A 14,071-nucleotide genomic window follows, 5' to 3' on the forward strand; every position below is an offset into this window, starting at 1 on the left:
CGCGAGCGGGCCCCTCAGGGGGCCTGGTCGCAGGTGGTGAGGGTGGAGCCCCGGCCCGCGCCGATCGCCTCGACGGCGGCGCGGGCCTCGTGCAGGGTCGAGATCGGGACGACCGTGATGCCGTCGGGGGTGGCGCCCGCGACCTGGGCGCACTCCGCGCGCGGGGCCAGGAACCACGTCGCTCCGTCGGCCTTCGCCCCCAGCACCTTCTGGCGCAGGCCGCCGATCTGCTCGACCGTGCCGTCGGCGTCGATGGCCCCGGTGCCGGCGATGTGCTGTCCCCCGGTCATCGCGCCCGGGGTCAGCTCGTCGACGATGCCGAGCGCGAACATCGTGCCCGCGCTCGGGCCGCCCACGTCGTCGATGGCGATGTCGATGGCGAAGGGGAAGCGGTAGTCGACGTAGGGGGTGATCCCCAGCAGGGTCGTCCCGTTCGCGCTGACCGTCCTCGTCGTGACGGTCAGCGGCTTCCCGCCGCGTGTCAGCCCGATGCTCACCTCGGCGTCACCGGGGAGGGCGCGGATCGCGCTCTGCAGCGCGGGGAAGTCCGCGATGGCGGTCCCGTCGAGGGTCGTGATGACGTCACCGGCGCGCAGGACCGCGCCGGCCGGGGCGTCGGAGGCCACCGAGTCCACCTGGGTGGTCGTCGTCGCGGGGACCTCGATCCCGAGCTCGGTGAGGGCCGCGACCTTCGCGTTGGTCTGAGAACCCGTCATCTCGGCCGCGCTGGCCGCGTCGGCCTCCTGCTGGGTCTGGGTCGGCGGGAAGTACAGCGCGCGCGGGACGACGTTCACGGCCGGGTCGAGCCAGTCGGCGAGCAGCTCCCCCAGCGTCATCTCCAGGCCGGGACCCCCGCGCAGCGAGACCGTCGTCAGGTCCAGCTGCCCCGTCGTGGGATAGGTCTCGTGCCCCGAGATGCTGATCAGACCCTTCGTGTCCTTCGTCGCGCCGGCGATGACGTCCGTGACGGGTCCGGGACTCAAGGCCACGTACGGGACGTGCACGACGCTCAGCAGCGCGGCGATCAGCACCGCGGTGAAGGCCGAGACGGCCAGCAGCGTGCCCCGCGGGCTCAGCGCGGTGGAGCGCCCCCGGGGCAGCGCCGCGGAGGACCCCCCGGGCTCGGGCGAAGCGATCGACTCACCGGGGGACGCGCTCGACACCACCTCAGCCTACGTTCGCCGAGGGTGAAGAAGACGCGGGAGGCGGAACGCGGACCGCCCGCCGGTCGTCGCTCCGGGTGCGGGGCGTCATCATGGGAGACGACCTGCAGGAGGACCGAGCCGGACCGCGTCGACACGACGCGGACCGGTCGACGATGCGGAGGACACGGTGGACCAGCGAGACGACGAGGGACGGGAACGTCCCGAGGGCGAGGGCGACGCCGAGGAGACCCGCGGCGAGCAGCTCCCCGAGGAGCGCGGCGGCCAGCCCGGGTTCCGGCCTTCCGGCGCACCGGGCAAGAAGGACCCCGGACCGGGGCCGTCCAGCGGCAACCCGCTCGAGGACCTGCTCGGTCCCCTCTTCGGCGGTCAGTTCCCGGGCGGCCAGTTCCCCGGTGGGCAGATCCCGGGCTTCCCCGCGGGCATGCAGGGCATCCCCGGTTTCGGCGAGGCCGGCTTCGACCCGGCCGTGATGGGCCAGGTCCTCGGCCAGCTGCAGAAGTTCCTCTCCAGCGGCTCCGACGCCCCCGTCAACTGGGACGTCGCCCACGACCTCGCCCGCCAGGCCGCCGCGCAGAACGGCGACCCCACGCCCAACGCCGTCGACCGCCGCGAGGTCGAGGACGCGCTGCGGGTGGCCGACCTCTGGCTCGACGGCCAGACCGACCTCGAGGCCGCCGCGGGCACCCTGGAGGCCTGGAGCCGCGCCGAGTGGGTCGAGAAGACCATGCCGGTCTGGCGCCAGCTGGTGGAGCCGGTCGCGACGAACGTCGCCGCCGCCATGGGGGACGCGATGGCCGCCCAGGCCCCACCGGAGATGGCCGCGATGCTCGGCTCGGCCGGCGCCATGCTGCGCCAGGTCGGCGGCGGGGTGTTCGGGATGCAGGTCGGGCAGGCCATCGGCCAGCTCGCCGGTGAGGTCCTCTCCACCACCGACGTCGGGCTGCCGCTGGCGCCCTCCGGGAAGTCCGCGCTGCTGCCGGAGAACGTCCGCAGCTTCGCGCAGGGTCTCGAGGTCCCCCTCGACGAGGTCCGCCGCTACCTCGCGCTGCGCGAGGCCGCCCACCAGCGCCTCTTCGCGCACGTGCCGTGGCTGCGCAGCCACCTGCTCGGCTCCGTCGAGTCCTTCGCCCGCGGCATCTCCGTCGACGGCGACCGCATCGCCGAGGCGGCCCAGCAGATCGACCCGACCAACCCGGAGTCGCTGCAGGAGGCGCTGTCCTCGGGGATCTTCGAACCCGAGTCCACCCCCGCCCAGCAGGCCGCGCTCGCGCGCTTGGAGACGGCGCTCGCGCTCGTCGAGGGCTGGGTCGACCACGTCACCGACGAGGCCGCGGGCCACGTCCTCCCGCACGCCGCGGCGCTGCGCGAGACGATGCGCCGCCGCCGGGCGACGGGTGGCCCCGCGGAGCACGCCTTCGCGGTGCTCGTCGGGCTGGAACTGCGACCGCGCCGGGCCCGGGAGGCCGCGGCGCTGTGGGAGCTCCTCCTGGCCCGCGGCGGGCGCAGCGCCCGTGACGCGGTCTGGGACCACCCGGACCTGCTGCCCACGGCGGAGGACCTCGACGACGCGGCGGCCTTCGTCGAGCGCCGTCTGGGGGCCGAGGACGCCACCGCACCCGAGGGGGACGCGATGGACGCCGCCCTGCGCGACCTGCTCGACGGCGGGTCCGGGGACGGGACCGAGGGTCCCGACCAGGAGGGTCCCCGCCCGCAGTGAGGCCGACGGTGCGGGTCGCTCAGACCCGCACCGGCGCCTCCCGCCCGTCCTGCGCGGCCAGCAACCCCACGGGGTCGGCGAGCAGCGGGCTCCAGGCCAGTTCGGCGGCGCCGAGCACGGTGGAGCGCGACCCGAGGGCGGAGAGGCTCACGGTGACGTCGGCCCGCATGGCCGGCATCACCAGGCGGTCGACCCAGGGCAGGACGTCGTCGCTGACCTCCGGCCACAACCGGCGCCACAGACCGTCGCCCAGGATCACCGTCTGCGGGTCGAAGAGGTGCCACACGTTGGCCAGCCCACGGGCGAAGGCCCGGGACAACCGGTCCCGGGTGCGTCGGCTGACGACCCCGCCGGAGGCGAGCCGGGCCAGCACCAGGTCGGCGATGTCCGGTGCGGCCGGGTCCAGGTCGAAGGGTTCGGCCCACGCCTCGGCGAGGGTCTCCGACTCCCAGCACCCCCGGCTGCCGCATCGGCACGCGCGGCCGTCGGGGTCGACGCTCATGTGCCCGACCTCGCCGCCGTAGCCCCGGTGCCCGGTCAGCGGGTGTCCCCCGGTGAGCACACCCCCGCCGAGTCCGTAGGTCCCGCAGAGGTAGACGACGTCGGAGAGCCCGACCGCAGCGCCACGACGGACCTCCGCGATGAGTCCCAGGTCGGCGTCGTTGGCGACGTCGACCCGCAGCGCGCGTCCCGTCCGCTCGGCCAGCGCCGCCGCGGCCAGCGCGCCGAAGGGCACGTCGCGCCAGGCCAGGTTCGGGGCCAGGCCGATCGTGCCGTCGCCGGTGCGCACCGTCCCCGGGACGGCCAGGCCCACCCCCACGACGGGGACGTGCGGGGAGTCCTCGAGCAGTTCCACCGCAGCCCCGGCGACCAGGTCCGCGGCCTCCTCCGGGGTGGGCGGGGTGGAGGTCGGGATGGTGCGCCGGCCGTGGACGGTGCCGCCCAGCCCGACCCGCACGACCTGCACGGCGTGCACGTCGACGTAGCCCGCGAGCACCTCGGCGCCCCCGGCGCGCGGTCGCACCTGCAAGGAGGGGCGGCCCACCCGGCCGGGGCTCTGGTCGGCGGGGGGTTCCTCCACGAGCAACCCCGCCTCGACCAGCGCCCCGACGAGGGCGCCGACGGTCGAGCGGTTCAGACCCAGGTCGCGGGTGACCTCGGCGCGCGTCACCCCGCCCCGGCTGTGCACCAGGCCCAGCAGCGTCGAGAGGTTGTGCCGGCGGACGTCCTCGGTGCCCTGTCCCCGCGGTCCTCCGGCCCCCGACGCGTCCACGACGTGCTCAGACCGCGGAGGACGCTCGGCGTCGACGCGAGACGGCGTCGACCGTCGCGGCGAGCAGCAGGACCACGCCGGTCACGAGGTAGTTGACGTACTGGGCCTGGCCCAGCAGCCCGAGGCCGTTGGCGATCGCCGCGATGACCAGACCACCGATGACGGCGTTGGAGACGCGGCCCTTGCCGCCGAAGAGGCTGGTCCCGCCGATGACCGCCGCGCCCACCCCGAGGAGCAGGGTGTTCGCACCGCCCGACCCGGGGGCCACGGAGTTCAGGCGGGAGGCGTCGATGACCCCGGCCAGCGCGGCCAGCGTCGAGCCGATCATGAAGACGGACATGCGGATCCCGCGCACCGAGATGCCCGCCCGGCGGGCCGCCTCGGGGTTGCCGCCGACGGCGTAGACGTGACGGCCGTATCGGGTGCGCCCCAGCACCAGGGTGAGGACGACGAGCAGCACGGCGATGAGCGGGACGGAGTACGGGATGCCGGCGAGGTGGATGCTGGCGACCCGGGCCCGGTTCTGGCTGAGGACCGCGGTCACGAGGAGCAGGACGGCCGCGACGACGACGACGCGGAGGACCACGACCCCGAGGTTGTCGCGGGAGAGCCCACGACGGCGCTGACCCGTCCACCGGAGCAGGCTGACGGCCGCGTACCCGGCGGCGGCCGCGAGGGCCAGGACCCACCCGAGCCACACCGGGACGTTGGAGTTGGCGATGGCGACGATGACGTCGTCGCGCACCGCGATCGTGCCGCCCTCGCCGATCAGGCGCAGGGTGATGCCCTGCACGCCCAGGAAGAACGCGAGGGTCACGACGAAGGAGGGTATCCCGACCCGGGCGACGAGCAGACCGATGAGGGTGCCCAGCACCAGACCGGTGACCAGGGCCGCCAGCAGGCCGACGATCCAGTTCACGCCGGTCTCGCGCAGCACGAGGGCCATCACGGCGGCGGAGGCACCCCCGGCGACACCGGCGGAGAGGTCGATGTCGCCCAGCAGCAGGACGAACGTCAGCCCCATCGCGAGCACGATGATCGAGGAGGCCTGCACCAGCAGGTTGGCGATGTTGCCGGGCGTGGGGAAGGTGTCGGGACGCAGCGCGGAGAACAGCACGAAGAGGACGACGAGTCCCGCGATGGCCGGCAGCGACCCGATGTCACCACCGCGCAGCCGCGCGACGTAGGCGCTGACCCCCTCGCGGAAGGTCGGTTCGGGAGCGGGCTGGGCCAGGGTGCTCCCACCGCCGGCCGTGGCGCGGGCGAGCTGGACGATGCGCTCCTGCTCGGTGAGCGGGGCGGTGTCCGCGGCCTTGGCGGCCGCGGGTTCGGACTCCTGTCCGGTGGTCGACATGGCGATCTCCTCAGACCGGGGCGGAAGCGGTGGCGGGAGCGAGACCGAGGTCACCGGATCGCCCCGTCGTGATGAGTTCGACGACCTGGCTGCTCGTGACGTCGCGGGTCCGCACCGTCGCGGCCACCCGGCCGAGGTAGAGGGCGGTGATGTGGTCCGCGACCTCGAACACGTCGCTGAGGTTGTGGGAGATGAGCACGACGCCGAGGCCGTTGTCGGCGAGGCGACGCACCAGGTCCAGGACCTGCCGCGTCTGGGCGACACCGAGGGCCGCGGTCGGTTCGTCGAGCAGCACGACGCGGGAGTTCCAGAGCACCGCCTTGGCGATGGCCACGGTCTGGCGCTGACCGCCGGAGAGGCTGGAGACGAGCTGGCGCACCGAGCGGACGGTGCGCACCGAGAGGCTGGCCAGCGTCTGGCGGGCCAGTTCCTCCATCGTCGGCTCGTCCAGCAGCACCCCGCGGCGCTTCTCCCGGCCGAGGAACATGTTCTGGACGATGTCGAGGTTGTCGCAGAGCGCGAGGTCCTGGTAGACGACCTCGATGCCGAGGTCGGCGGTGTCGCGGGGGGTGCTGATCGAGACGGGCTGTCCGTCGAAGCGGTACTCCCCCGCGTCGATCGCGTAGATCCCCGCGATGCACTTCACGAGGGTCGACTTGCCGGCGCCGTTGTCCCCGACGAGCGCGGTGACCTCTCCGGGGCGGACGTCGAGGTCGACGCCGTGCAGGACCTGGACGGCACCGAAGCTCTTGTCGATGCCGCGCAGCGAGAGCAGCGTCGTCGCGTCGGTCGTCGCGTCAGTGGTGGTGGAACTCATGCACCCCTCCTCGGGGGGACGTGGTGACGGCCGGCCGGAACCCCGCCGCAGCGGGGTTCCGGCCGGTCGGGTGTCGGTCGGTCAGGAGATGCCGAGTTCGGTGCAGTCCGCGGCGAAGTCACCGGTGCACAGCTCGGAGGCCTTGACGAAACCCGCGTCCACGACGGTCTTCACCTTGTCGCGGGTGATCAGCTGCGGGTCGAGCAGGATGGACTTGACGTCACGGTTCCCGGTGGCGTCCTTGGTCGTCCCCGTGGTCTTGGGGGTTTCACCCTTGATGAGGGCGATGGCGATGTCGGACAGCGCCTTCGCCTCCTGGTCGACGGGCTTGTAGACCGTCATGCACTGGGTCTTGGCGAGGATGTTCTGCAGACCCTGGGTGGTGGCGTCCTGCCCCGTCACCGGAACCTTCCCGGCGAGCCCGTTCTTGGCCAGGATCGAGATCGCGGCGTTGCCGAGACCGTCGTTGGCGGCCAGGACACCGTCGATCTTGCCGCCCTGCTGGGTCAGCATCTGCTCGAAGATCGTCGCAGCCTGCTGGTTGTCCCAGTCGGGGACGGACTGCTCGGCGACGGCCTTGTAGTTCGTCATCGGGTCCAGCACGCTGTGCGCGCCGGCCGAGAACATCCCGGCGTTGTTGTCGGTCGGGGAACCGTTGAGGTAGACGATGTTCTTGTCCCCGCCGCCGAGGCACTGGGCCAGACCCTGACCCTGCTCCTCGCCGACCTTCGTGTTGTCGAAGGAGACGTAGTAGTCGGCCGAACCACCGAGGGTCAGCCGGTCGTAGTCGATGGTCTGGACGCCCTGCTTCTTGGCCTTGGCCTCGATCGCGGCCCCGGAGTCGGAGTCGAGGTTGACGATGGCCAGGACCTTGACCCCCTCGGTGAGCATCTGGTCGGCGATGGTCTGCATGTTGGACGCGTCGCCCTGGGCGTTCTGGATGTCGGCCTTGACGCCGGCGTCCTCGAAGGCCTTCTGGAGCAGCGGACGGTCGAACGACTCCCAGCGGGCGGAGGACTTCGTGTCCGGGAGGATCACGCCGACCTCGGCGGCGGAGGAACCGCCGCTGGAGGACGAGGAGGATCCCGTGTCGCTGCTGCCGCAGGACGACACGAGGAGGACGCCGGCGACGGTGGTCGCGAGCAGGACTGAGGATCGAACGCGCATGGATGCTCCTTCGCATCTGGCTCTCCCGGCGGTCAGCTCGCCGGGAGTAAGTTGTGAGCCGCAACATATACCCGGGACCGCGCGGACGTGGTCGTTCGTGACCGAGTTGTGACCCGCAGCACCCCTTCGACGAGAGGGGTCAGCTCGTGCTGACGATGACCTCGACGGCGGGCGGCTGCTCGTCCGCGGCGACGGCGGGACGGTCGTCGGAGGGAGTCGCGACGTCGACGTCCTCGACGTCCTCGTCCTCCACGTCCTCGTCCTCGTCGTCCTTGTCGTGGTGGTTCGGGCCCTCGTGACCCGTCGCGTGGTCGATGCCCGCGAGGAAGCCGCGCGCCCGTTCGGTCCGGGGATAGGAGTTCAGCAGTCCCCAGAAGGCCCGCGAGTGGGTCGGGACGAGCAGGTGGGCGAGCTCGTGCAGCAGCACGTAGTCCAGGACCCAGCTCGGCATGCCCTGCAGACGGCTGGACAGGCGGATGCTGCCGTCGGCGGGGGTGCAGGACCCCCAGCGGTGGTGCTGGTTCTCGACCCAGGCCACCGACGTCGGCCGGGCGAGGCCGTCCAGGTGACGACGGGAGAGTTCGCGGGCGCGTTCCAGCAGGTCGCCCTCGAGCGGGTTGCGGCGCCGGTCGGCCGCCTCGAGCCGGGTGACCATCCGCTCGACCCACTCGCGTTCCTCGGCCGGGCTGAAGCGGGCGGGGATGAGCACCACGGTGCGGTCGCCGTCGCGGTAGGCCGAGACCGTCCGGGTCCGGCGGCGGCTGCGTCGCACGTCGACGGCGGGGCCGGCTCGCACGTCGCGGGGGTGGTCCAACGAGTCGTGCGAATCGTCGTGGGGCTCGAGCGCCCCGTGGGCAGCATCGAGCGCCGCTGCACCCTCCTGGTGAGCCGTCACCTCCGGCAGGCTACCCGTCCGGGCCCCGGAAGTCCGTCGTGCGGTGATCGACACGGTACGCGCAGTGCCGAACCTGGCCGTTCTGGCGTGCCGACGCGCCTCGCACGGCTGCGCAGGGCACGATGCCGGACAGGACCACCGGAGCCCACCGACGGGTGAGGGTGGTCACCGGGGGTCCCGCGACGGGGCACCCGCCCGCGAACGAGACACGAGGAGGCACCATGGCCGACGAGACCTGGAGCGGCGAGTTCTACTGCGTCAAGTGCAAGGAGAAGCGCGAGGCGACGGGCAACGTCGTCGAGACCAACGGCCGTCGGATGGCGAAGGGCAAGTGCCCCGTCTGCGACACCAACCTCAACCGCATCCTCGGCAAGGCGTCCTGATCCGGGACTGAGCCTCCCGACCACCGGTCGGTGACCCCGCGTGCCGGGGTCACCACCGGCAGGGTGTGCCTGTGGACGACGCGGTCCCCCTCCGGCACACCTGCGGCACAGTGACCGCATGCTCTCCCCCACCACGATGCGGGCCCTCCCCCGCGGGGTGCCCGTCCTCGCCCGGCCCGACGGTCGGTTCCTCGTGGGGTCGACACCACGCAGCGCGGTCGTGCAGTCCGCGCCCCCGGCGCCGCCCCTCGAGGCGGGGCCCCCCTCCGACGAGGCCGACGCCTGGGCGGCCTACGACCGCACCGGCTCCCCCGACCGGCTGACCGGGCGTGGCCGCGCGAGCGTCGCCGTCGTGGGGTCCGCCCAGACGGCGGACGTGCTGCTCGAGGTGCTGGCCGCGGCCGGGGTCGGCCGGCTGGCGTGCGACCGCCCCGAGGCCGTTCCCGCGCGGGTGCGCAGGACGGGGAACCCCGCGGACTCGGGGCCGGCCGACGTGGTCGTCCTGCTGGACGAACACACCGCACGGCCCGTCGCCGCCGACGGGTTGCTCGCCGACGGTGTGGTGCACCTGTCGGTCGTGGTGCGCGACACCGATGCGCTGATCGGGCCGCTGGTGCTGCCGGGCCGTTCGGCGTGCCTGCGCTGCGTCGACCGCTGGCGCACCGACGCCGACCCGTGCTGGCCGGCCACGCGGGACGGACTGAGCCGCGGGCCCCGTCGCCCGACGGACGCGGCGACCGCCCACGCCGTCGCCGGACTGGCTGCGCTGCAGGTGCTATCGCACCTCGACGGCGTTCCCGCGACGACGGTGGGGGTCTCCCTGGAACTGCTGTTGCCGGAGGGACGGGTGCGGGCCCGCGGCTGGGCCCCGCACCCCGGCTGCGGGTGCGTCGACCTCCCCCTCTGACCCGCGACCTCGCCGGGGGTTCCGGCCAGGTCGCGGGCCGTGGGGTCAGACGGCGGCGAGGTCGCGGTCCCCGGCGGTCGAGGCGGCGGCCTCGGCGCGGTCGGCACGCACCGCGAGGACGAGGGCACGCCGGGCGGCGACCTCGGCCTGGCGACGGGCGCGCAGGGCGCGGACCGTCCGGGTGCGGGCGGCTTCGCGGTGCAGGCTGAGCAGACGTTCTCGGACGAGGTTCTCCTCGACGTAGGACATGGTGACTCCAGTTCCGTTCACGGTGGGGGTCGCTGCGTCGGACCGGACGAGCCGGTTCACGCAGCGACGGGATGCTTGCGGGGACGGCCGCGCGGACGTTTCCGCGGGACGACGACCCCGGACAGGACGAGCTGGCCGCCCCAGACGCCCCACGGTTCCGAACGCTCGAGAGCGCCTGCGAGACAGGCGTTCGCGAGCGGGCAGTCCGCGCAGAGCGACTTGGCGAGTTCGACGTCCTCGGGCTTCTCGGCGAACCAGAGTTCGGAGTCGAAGCGGCGGCAGGGCAGCGGGTCCGGCGTGTGGCGGCGGGTCACGCCGCTCACCTCCTCCTGGGTCACGGTGACGGATCCGGCGTCACCGGTGGTGCGGATGTTCTGTCGGTTGCCTCGACCCGGTCGGGTCTGCGGGGACTGGTGCACGGTCATCTCTCTGCGTTCTCCGGCGAGTGGTTCGGCGTCGAAGAGCCCACGAACGCAAAATGGCCGCGGACCCGAGGTGATCGGGATCCGCGGCCTGAGAGGTCGCCGGTCTGTGGCTAGACCGGTGGACTCAGAGTCGAGGGTCCCGAGAACGGGAAGGAGGTGCTGCCGTAGGCGGGGGCGACCAGACGCCCGGCCGGGGACTTCGTGGCCGGGAGCAGACGCACTCCACCCGTGGTCATGCCGCCGGTGGAGGCGTGGCTGCGCTCCCACGAACTGCACTGGGCAGCGATCGGGGAGGTCTGGCGCGGGCGCACGGCGAAGGCATCGGCGATGACGCCGTTCTGCGCGGTGACCGCGTTCACGATGCTTTCCATCGTCCTGCCCTCCTCTACGGTGCGTTCGCGCGGGACCGTTGCCCCGTGCTGTCGTGCATCTGACTGTAGGGGCACCCGCACCGGGACGACAACGTCTTTTTCCGCCGGGTTCCGGACGAGTTCCGGTGCAATCCTCAACCACCGCCCGATCCGTTGCCGTGCAACGGATCAAGGGATCCCATCGAGGTCAGTCGGTGGCGAGGACGGCCAGCACCTCGTCGGCGTACTTCTCCAGCTTCGACGGCCCCACCCCGGAGATCTTCGCCAACGCGGCGGTGTCCGTGGGCATCGCCTCGCAGATCGCGACGAGCGTGGCGTCGGTGAACACCACGTAGGCGGGCACCTCGGCGGCCTTGCACGTCGCGCTGCGCCACTCGCGCAGCCTCTCGAAGACCGCCTCGTCGTAGCTGGACGGGCAGTCGCTGCAGCGCCCGAGCTTGCGGTCCACCCCGGCGGTGAGCGACGCGCCGCAGACGCGGCAGAGCATGGGTCCGCTGGTGCGCTTGGTCTTCGCGCCCGCCGGCGTGACCGCACCGCCGCGACGGGCCGTGGGCGCGCCCTGGGGACGGACGGCGTCGAGGAAGCGCGAGGGTTTGCGGGAGGCCCGGCCTCCCGGGGTGCGGGAGTTGGCCCAGGACAGGTGGATCCCCTCGCGGGCCCGGGTCACCCCGACGTAGAGGAGGCGGCGTTCCTCCTCGATGTCGTCGGGGGTCTCGGCGAACGAGATCGGCAACAGCCCCTCGCTCACCCCCACCAGGAACACCACGTCCCACTCCAGCCCCTTGGCCGCGTGGAAGGAGGCCAGCGTCACGCCGTCGACCGTCGGGGCGTGCTGGGCCTGGCTGCGTTCGAGGAGTTCCTCGACGAGGTCGCTGAGTTGCGCACCGGGGCGCTTCTCCGCGAGCTCGTCGGCGAGGACCACCAGTGCCTGCAACGACTCCCACTTCTCGCGCGTCGCGCCACCGGCCGTCGGGGCCTTCTCGCCCCAGCCGGCCGAGGAGAGCACCGCACGGGTCTCGGCCCCGAGGTCGTGGCCGGGCACCGCGGACCGGGCGCCACCGCGCAGCAGCACGATCGCGTCGCGGACCTCCTTGCGGGAGAAGAACCGCTCCCCGCCGCGGACGACGTAGCCGACCCCGGCGTCGGCGAGCGCCGACTCCAGGGCCTGCGACTGGCCGTTGGTGCGGAAGAGGACCGCGATGTCCTTGGCGCTGCGACCACCGCGGACCTCGGCGGCGATGCGCGCGGCGACGCCGGCGGCCTCGGCGACGTCGTCGTCGTAGGCGGTGAACGTGGGCGGCGGGCCGGAGGGCCGCTGGGCGATGAGCTCGAGGCGGGCCTGGGCGTGCGTGCCGCTGGCCATCGAGAGGACGGAGTTGGCGAGGCCGACGACCTCGGGGGTGGAGCGGTAGTCCCGCACGAGCCGGACGACCTTGGTGTCGGGGTGACGTCGGGGGAAGTCGAGCAGGTGCTCGGGGGTGGCGCCGGCGAAGGAGTAGATCGTCTGGCTGGCGTCGCCGACGACGCAGAGGTCCTGGCGGCCGCCGAGCCAGAGGTCGAGGAGGCGCTGCTGCAGCGGCGAGACGTCCTGGTACTCGTCGACGACGAAGTGGCGGTACTGCTCACGGACGGTGGCGGCGACGTCGGGGCGCTCGTCGAGGATGCCGGCGGTCAGCAGCAGCACGTCCTCGAAGTCGATGACGGCCCGGTCGGTCTTCACGTCCTCGTAGGTGCGCACGAGGCGCGCGACGGTGGCGAGGTCGAGCCCGCCCGGCTCGCCGCGGCCGGCGGCGGCGGCGAGGCGCACGTAGTCGTCGGGGTCGACGAGCATGACCTTGGTCCACTCGACCTCGGCGGAGAGGTCGCGCACCCGGGTGCGGTCGGCCTGGATGCGCAGCCGGTTGCAGGCGTCGGCGATGAGCGGGGCCTTGTGCTCGACCAGGTTCGGCAGCGACCCGCCGATGGACTGCGGCCAGAAGAACTGCAGCTGACGCAGGGCGGCGGCGTGGAAGGTGCGGGCCTGGACGCCGGCGACGCCGAGGTCGCGCAGGCGGGTCCGCATCTCCCCCGCGGCGCGCGCCGTGAACGTCACGGCCAGCACCCGGTTGGGCACGTAGGCGCCGGAGTGCACGCCGTAGGCGATGCGGTGGGTGATGGCGCGGGTCTTGCCGGTCCCGGCGCCGGCGAGGACGCAGACGGGGCCGTCGAGCGTGGTCGCGACCTGGCGCTGCTCGGGGTCGAGCCCGTCGAGGACCGAGTCGGCGCTGGGGCGGAGGTCTGTGCTCGTCGTCATGGCCCCGGCATCTTCTCCCACCGGACGGGTGGTCGGTGGCAGGAGGGGCGGCGCGTTGTGGACGACACGCCGTGAACCGCCTGCGGGAAGATGGCTGTGGATCCCGTGGTTGCACGAGGTGCAGACGATCCACAGCCCGGTGGTGACCTGGAGCGAGGAGCAGGACCGTGTCCACGATGGAGGCCCCCGCGGCCGGCAGCGTCACGATGTTCACGACGACGTGGTGCGGCTACTGCCGTCGCCTGAAGTCGCAGATGGACCGTGAAGGCATCAGCTACTCCGAGGTGAACATCGAGGAGGTCCCGAACGCGGCCGAGTACGTGATGCAGGTCAACGGTGGCAACCAGACCGTGCCGACGTTGCTCTTCCCGGACGGGACCGCCGCGACGAACCCCTCCCTCGCCGAGGTCAAGGCCAAGCTCTCCTGACCACGAGCTTCCGGCCCACCGGTCCCCGCGAGTTCGCGGACCGGTGGGCCGTTTCGCTGCCCGCGGGCGCCTGCGTCGGGGTCGACGGCGCCGTCGACGCCGACCGCGCCTGGTTCGCGGAGCACCTGGTGGCGGCGCTGCGCGAGCGGGCCCGTCCGGTGCTGCAGGCGGACTGGTCGGGTTTCTGGCGTCCCCGTTCGCTGCGCTACGAGTTCGGTCGTGACGACCCCGACGCGTTCCACGACACCTGGCTGGACGTGCCGGGGCTCTACCGGGAGGTCCTGGAACCCCTCGGCGCGGAGCACGACCGGTGGTGGGTCCCGTCGTTGTACGACCCCGGCACCGACCGGTCCTCCCGCGCGGCCCGTCGCGACGTCCCCGACGACGCCGTCCTGGTGTTCACCGGCCCGTTCCTGCTGCGCGAGGACACCCGCTGGGGTTTCGACGCCGTGCTGCACCTGTCGACCTCGGACAACGCGATCCGTCGCCGGGTCCCGGCCGACGACGTCGACCGGGTCCTCGGCGGGTGGAAGCGCTACCTGGACTCCAGCGGGCCCGTCGACCTCGCGACCGCGGTGCTGCGGTGCGAGGACCCCCGGCACCCGGCGGAACTGGTGCGGGAGTAG

At 73.1% G+C, this 14,071-nt stretch carries 15 protein-coding genes; 5 read left to right on the plus strand and 10 right to left on the minus strand.

Translation table 11 applies throughout. The features are described from left to right. Window positions 1-14: 14 nt before the first annotated feature. A complete protein-coding gene (locus ACFQ46_RS07390; RefSeq protein ID WP_380258688.1) occupies window positions 15-1,163 on the minus strand; it encodes a PDZ domain-containing protein in 1,149 nt (382 codons plus the stop codon). 169 nt (window positions 1,164-1,332) lie between these two features. On the opposite strand from ACFQ46_RS07390, the gene ACFQ46_RS07395 reads away from it, so the two are divergent. Then, entirely contained in the window at window positions 1,333-2,883 is a 1,551-nt protein-coding gene (locus ACFQ46_RS07395; protein WP_380258690.1) for a zinc-dependent metalloprotease, read from the plus strand. Window positions 2,884-2,902: 19 nt separating this feature from the next. Here ACFQ46_RS07395 and ACFQ46_RS07400 read toward each other — a convergent pair whose 3' ends face one another. The 5 genes from ACFQ46_RS07400 to ACFQ46_RS07420 all read right to left on the minus strand — a co-directional run bounded on the left by ACFQ46_RS07400 (window position 2,903) and on the right by ACFQ46_RS07420 (window position 8,398). Beyond that, window positions 2,903-4,156, minus strand: coding sequence for an ROK family protein (locus ACFQ46_RS07400; RefSeq protein ID WP_380258692.1), 1,254 nt, complete (start codon window positions 4,154-4,156; stop codon window positions 2,903-2,905). A 7-nt stretch (window positions 4,157-4,163) separates the two neighbouring features. After that, on the minus strand, window positions 4,164-5,510 hold the full coding sequence (locus tag ACFQ46_RS07405) for a sugar ABC transporter permease (protein ID WP_380258694.1): 1,347 nt from the start codon (window positions 5,508-5,510) through the stop codon (window positions 4,164-4,166). 10 nt (window positions 5,511-5,520) lie between these two features. After that, window positions 5,521-6,327 carry an ATP-binding cassette domain-containing protein gene (locus ACFQ46_RS07410; RefSeq protein ID WP_380258696.1) on the minus strand — a complete coding sequence of 269 codons (807 nt, stop codon included), beginning with the start codon at window positions 6,325-6,327 and terminating at the stop codon, window positions 5,521-5,523. An 81-nt stretch (window positions 6,328-6,408) separates the two neighbouring features. Further along, window positions 6,409-7,494 carry a sugar ABC transporter substrate-binding protein gene (locus ACFQ46_RS07415; protein WP_380258698.1) on the minus strand — a complete coding sequence of 362 codons (1,086 nt, stop codon included), beginning with the start codon at window positions 7,492-7,494 and terminating at the stop codon, window positions 6,409-6,411. A gap of 139 nt (window positions 7,495-7,633) precedes the next feature. After that, complete coding sequence (locus ACFQ46_RS07420) at window positions 7,634-8,398, minus strand: M48 family metallopeptidase (protein WP_380259219.1); 765 nt, start codon at window positions 8,396-8,398, stop codon at window positions 7,634-7,636. Window positions 8,399-8,610: 212 nt separating this feature from the next. Here ACFQ46_RS07420 and ACFQ46_RS07425 point away from each other — a divergent pair, with 212 nt between their 5' ends. Both ACFQ46_RS07425 and ACFQ46_RS07430 read left to right on the plus strand, forming a co-directional pair. Continuing rightward, complete coding sequence (locus tag ACFQ46_RS07425; RefSeq protein WP_328292357.1) at window positions 8,611-8,772, plus strand: DUF5679 domain-containing protein; 162 nt, start codon at window positions 8,611-8,613, stop codon at window positions 8,770-8,772. Between the two features lie 118 nt (window positions 8,773-8,890). After that, window positions 8,891-9,679: a hypothetical protein gene (locus ACFQ46_RS07430; RefSeq protein ID WP_380258700.1), complete on the plus strand. Its 789-nt coding sequence runs from the start codon at window positions 8,891-8,893 to the stop codon at window positions 9,677-9,679. Between the two features lie 45 nt (window positions 9,680-9,724). Here the strand turns inward: ACFQ46_RS07430 and ACFQ46_RS07435 are convergent, their stop codons facing one another. The 4 genes from ACFQ46_RS07435 to ACFQ46_RS07450 form a co-directional block, all read right to left on the minus strand. Next, the gene (locus tag ACFQ46_RS07435) at window positions 9,725-9,949 is read right to left on the minus strand and encodes a hypothetical protein (RefSeq protein WP_328292359.1); all 225 of its coding nucleotides are present in this window, start codon (window positions 9,947-9,949) and stop codon (window positions 9,725-9,727) included. A 35-nt stretch (window positions 9,950-9,984) separates the two neighbouring features. Further along, entirely contained in the window at window positions 9,985-10,353 is a 369-nt protein-coding gene (locus ACFQ46_RS07440; protein ID WP_328292360.1) for a WhiB family transcriptional regulator, read from the minus strand. Between the two features lie 110 nt (window positions 10,354-10,463). Then, window positions 10,464-10,724, minus strand: coding sequence for a hypothetical protein (locus tag ACFQ46_RS07445; RefSeq protein WP_380258703.1), 261 nt, complete (start codon window positions 10,722-10,724; stop codon window positions 10,464-10,466). Between the two features lie 187 nt (window positions 10,725-10,911). Further along, window positions 10,912-13,017: an ATP-dependent DNA helicase UvrD2 gene (locus ACFQ46_RS07450; RefSeq protein ID WP_380258705.1), complete on the minus strand. Its 2,106-nt coding sequence runs from the start codon at window positions 13,015-13,017 to the stop codon at window positions 10,912-10,914. Between the two features lie 176 nt (window positions 13,018-13,193). On the opposite strand from ACFQ46_RS07450, the gene ACFQ46_RS07455 reads away from it, so the two are divergent. Both ACFQ46_RS07455 and ACFQ46_RS07460 read left to right on the plus strand, forming a co-directional pair. After that, complete coding sequence (locus ACFQ46_RS07455) at window positions 13,194-13,445, plus strand: mycoredoxin (protein ID WP_380162441.1); 252 nt, start codon at window positions 13,194-13,196, stop codon at window positions 13,443-13,445. A 128-nt stretch (window positions 13,446-13,573) separates the two neighbouring features. Beyond that, a complete protein-coding gene (locus tag ACFQ46_RS07460; RefSeq protein WP_380258707.1) occupies window positions 13,574-14,071 on the plus strand; it encodes a uridine kinase in 498 nt (165 codons plus the stop codon).

The organism is Kineococcus sp. GCM10028916, assembly GCF_042674865.1.
Lineage (GTDB): Bacteria > Actinomycetota > Actinomycetes > Actinomycetales > Kineococcaceae > Kineococcus.

Excerpts from the sequence above, each read along its gene's own strand:
- ACFQ46_RS07415 (WP_380258698.1), bottom strand. The coding sequence starts at position 7,494 with ATGCGCGTTCGATCCTCAGTCCTGCTCGCGACCACCGTCGCCGGCGTC.
- ACFQ46_RS07440 (WP_328292360.1), bottom strand. The coding sequence starts at position 10,353 with ATGACCGTGCACCAGTCCCCGCAGACCCGACCGGGTCGAGGCAACCGA.
- ACFQ46_RS07425 (WP_328292357.1), top strand. The coding sequence starts at position 8,611 with ATGGCCGACGAGACCTGGAGCGGCGAGTTCTACTGCGTCAAGTGCAAG.
- ACFQ46_RS07455 (WP_380162441.1), top strand. The coding sequence starts at position 13,194 with ATGGAGGCCCCCGCGGCCGGCAGCGTCACGATGTTCACGACGACGTGG.
- ACFQ46_RS07430 (WP_380258700.1), top strand. The coding sequence starts at position 8,891 with ATGCTCTCCCCCACCACGATGCGGGCCCTCCCCCGCGGGGTGCCCGTC.
- ACFQ46_RS07405 (WP_380258694.1), bottom strand. The coding sequence starts at position 5,510 with ATGTCGACCACCGGACAGGAGTCCGAACCCGCGGCCGCCAAGGCCGCG.
- ACFQ46_RS07445 (WP_380258703.1), bottom strand. The coding sequence starts at position 10,724 with ATGGAAAGCATCGTGAACGCGGTCACCGCGCAGAACGGCGTCATCGCC.
- ACFQ46_RS07410 (WP_380258696.1), bottom strand. The coding sequence starts at position 6,327 with ATGAGTTCCACCACCACTGACGCGACGACCGACGCGACGACGCTGCTC.
- ACFQ46_RS07450 (WP_380258705.1), bottom strand. The coding sequence starts at position 13,017 with ATGACGACGAGCACAGACCTCCGCCCCAGCGCCGACTCGGTCCTCGAC.